The sequence below is a fragment of the Nonomuraea sp. NPDC001684 genome (assembly GCF_053596515.1).
Window position 1 is genome coordinate 1 of the sequence record NZ_JBSFGJ010000733.1, and the last position, 2910, is coordinate 2910.

The 2910-nt window shown below is 73.7% G+C and carries 1 protein-coding gene and 1 pseudogene; both read left to right on the forward strand.

Annotated features, from left to right (window positions below):
• On the forward strand, positions 1 to 2294 hold a 2294-nt coding region (gene pulA / locus ACWCSD_RS50870), incomplete at its 5' end, for a pullulanase-type alpha-1,6-glucosidase (RefSeq protein ID WP_449926801.1).
• A gap of 156 nt (positions 2295 to 2450) precedes the next feature.
• Positions 2451 to 2910, forward strand: a pseudogene (locus ACWCSD_RS50875) (hypothetical protein); the annotation flags it as partial.

Here is a 2910-nt window from a genome sequence, read left to right on the forward strand (position 1 = left end):
GCCAGGTGGTGGCCGTGGCCCGCGACGGCTCGGGCGCGGTGGCCGCGGCGACCGGCGTGCAGATCCCGGGCGTGCTCGACGACGTCTACGCCGGGGCTGTGCGCGCCGGGCTCGGGCCGTCCGGACGGCTGCTGCCCCGGCTGGCCCTCTGGGCCCCCACCGCACGGCGGGTGGAGCTGGCGCTCGGCGGCCGCCGGCACGCGATGCGGCTGGACGAGGAGACCGGCGTGTGGTCGATCCGCGGCCTGCCCACCTGGTACGGCAAGGACTACGCCTACCGCGTCACCGTCTACTCCCCCGCCGCGGGAGGCGTCGTCACCAGCGAGGTCACCGACCCCTACAGCCTGGCCGCCGCGCCCGACGGGGTCCGCAGCAGGCTGGTGAGCCTGGACGACCCCGCGTTCAAGCCGCCCGGCTGGGACCGGCTGGCCAAGCCCGCCCCGGTCCCGCTGGACCGCGCGGTCATCTACGAGCTGCACGTACGCGACTTCTCCGCCTCCGACGCCACCGTGCCCGAGGAGCTGCGCGGCACGTACGCGGCCTTCCGCCACGACGGCGACGGCATGCGCGAGCTGCGCGCGCTGGCCGCGGACGGGCTCACCCACGTGCACCTGCTGCCGGTGTTCGACGTGGCCACGATCCCCGAGCGCCGGTCGGACCGGACCGAGCCCGGCTGCGACCTCGCCGCCCTGCCGCCCGACTCCGAACGGCAGCAGGAGATCGTGGCGCTCACCGCGGACCGCGACTCCTTCAACTGGGGCTACGACCCGCTGCACTACACCGTCCCGGAAGGCTCGTACGCGACCGACCCGGACGAGCGGATCAGGGAGTTCCGCGCCATGGTCGCCGCGCTGAACGAGGCCGGGCTGCGCGTGGTCATGGACGTGGTCTACAACCACACCCACTCGGCGGACGTGCTGGACCCGATCGTGCCGGGCTACTACCACCGACTGCTGGAGGACGGCTCCCTGGCGACCTCCACCTGCTGCGCCAACACCGCGCCCGAGCACGCCATGATGGGCCGGCTGGTGGTCGACTCGGTGCGCACCTGGGCCAGGCAGTACAAGGTGGACGGCTTCCGCTTCGACCTCATGGGCCACCACCCGAAGGCCAACATCCTGGCCGTGCGCGCCGCCCTCGACGCGCTCACCCCCGAGCGCGACGGCGTGGACGGCCGCTCGATCATCCTGTACGGCGAGGGCTGGAGCTTCGGCGAGGTGGCCGGCGACGCCAGGTTCGAGCAGGCCACGCAGGCCAACATGGCCGGCACCGGCATCGGCACGTTCGACGACCGGCTGCGGGACGCGGTGCGCGGCGGCGGCCCGTTCGACGCCGACCCGCGCGTGCAGGGGTACGGCTCCGGCCTGGCCGGCGCGCCCAACGGCGCGCCCGCCAACGGCTCGGCGGAGCAGCAGCGCGAACGCCTGCGCCACTGCACCGAGCTGGTCATGCTGGGCCTGACCGGCGGCCTGCGCGACTACGTGCTGCCCTCGGGCCGCGCGGGCTCGGAGGTCGATCACAACGGCGCCGCCGCCGGTTACGCCGCCCGGCCGGACGACGTCGTGTCGTACGTGGACGCGCACGACAACGAGACGCTGTTCGACGCGCTGGCCTACAAGCTGCCCGCGGGCACGCCGATGGCCGACCGGGTGCGCATGCAGGTGCTGTCGCTGGCCACGGTGCTGCTGGGGCAGGGGGCGGCGTTCGTGCACGCGGGCAGCGAGCGGCTGCGCTCGAAGTCGCTCGACCGCAACTCCTACGACTCCGGCGACTGGTTCAACCGGCTGCTGTGGGACTGCTCGGCGGGCAACGGGTTCGGCGCGGGCCTGCCGCCGCGGGCGGACAACGAGGCCGCCTGGCCGTACGCCCGGCCGCTGCTGGCCGACCCGGCGCTGCGTCCCGGCTGCGCGGCGATCGGGGCGGCGCGGGCGGCGTTCGGGGAGCTGCTGCGGATCCGGGCCTCGACCCCGGCGTTCGCGCTGGGCACGGCGGAGGAGGTGCGGCGGCGGCTGTCGTTCCCGGCCGGTGGCGAGGGCGTGATCGTGATGCGGGTGGACACCGCGGGGCTGGACCCGCGCTGGGACGCGGTGGTCGTGGTGCTCAACCCCACCCCGTCGCCCTGCACGCGGGCGCCGGGGGTGCCGCCGGGCCGCCGGGTGGCGCTGCACCCGGTGCAGGCGGCGTCGGCGGACGAGGTGGTCAGGCGGTCGTCCTACGACCCGGCGGCCGGCACGCTGACGGTTCCGGCCCGTACGGCCGCTGTTTTCGTCATAAATGCCGAAAATTCCTCATAAATTAAATTCTTTGGTGCCATAACCATGAATAGCGGTTGAGGAATGATCGCATCGCCTGAGGGAACCATTCCTGTGGAAGATGCCCGATCACTGGCTTTGACGCGCCCGACAGCGCAAACTGGCTGGACGGCGATCGCGTGGAGCATGGAGCACCCCGTGGACAATCACCTTGATCACATGCCGGTCCTGTCCCGCGGCAGGCATCGCAACCCGAAGCGCGGCGCCTGTTTCATGGAACTGGCGTCCTACCTGGCCGGCGAGCGGTGGAGCGACCACCCGGCCTGCACCCATCCGCTGCTGGCCGCGCTCGCCCGCCTGGTCAACGACAACACCGGCGACGAGAGCCGCGCCCAGCTGGTCGGGCTCGTGCCGTCCATCATCGGGCTGGCCGGCGACGACCTGCGGATCGACGCGCACATCGCGCTGCGCTGCGCGACCACGGCCCTGCCCGTCGCCGCCGCCGAGCGCCAGCTCGCGCTCGCGGTGTCGGTGCTGGCGGCCGAGGAGATGCTGGCCAGGCTCGACGGCGCGCCGTCCGGCCGGCTGAGCGAGCTGAGCCGCAGGGCGATGGAGCAGGTGCCGCACGCGGCCGAGCAGGCCAGGCGCTTCAGCCGGG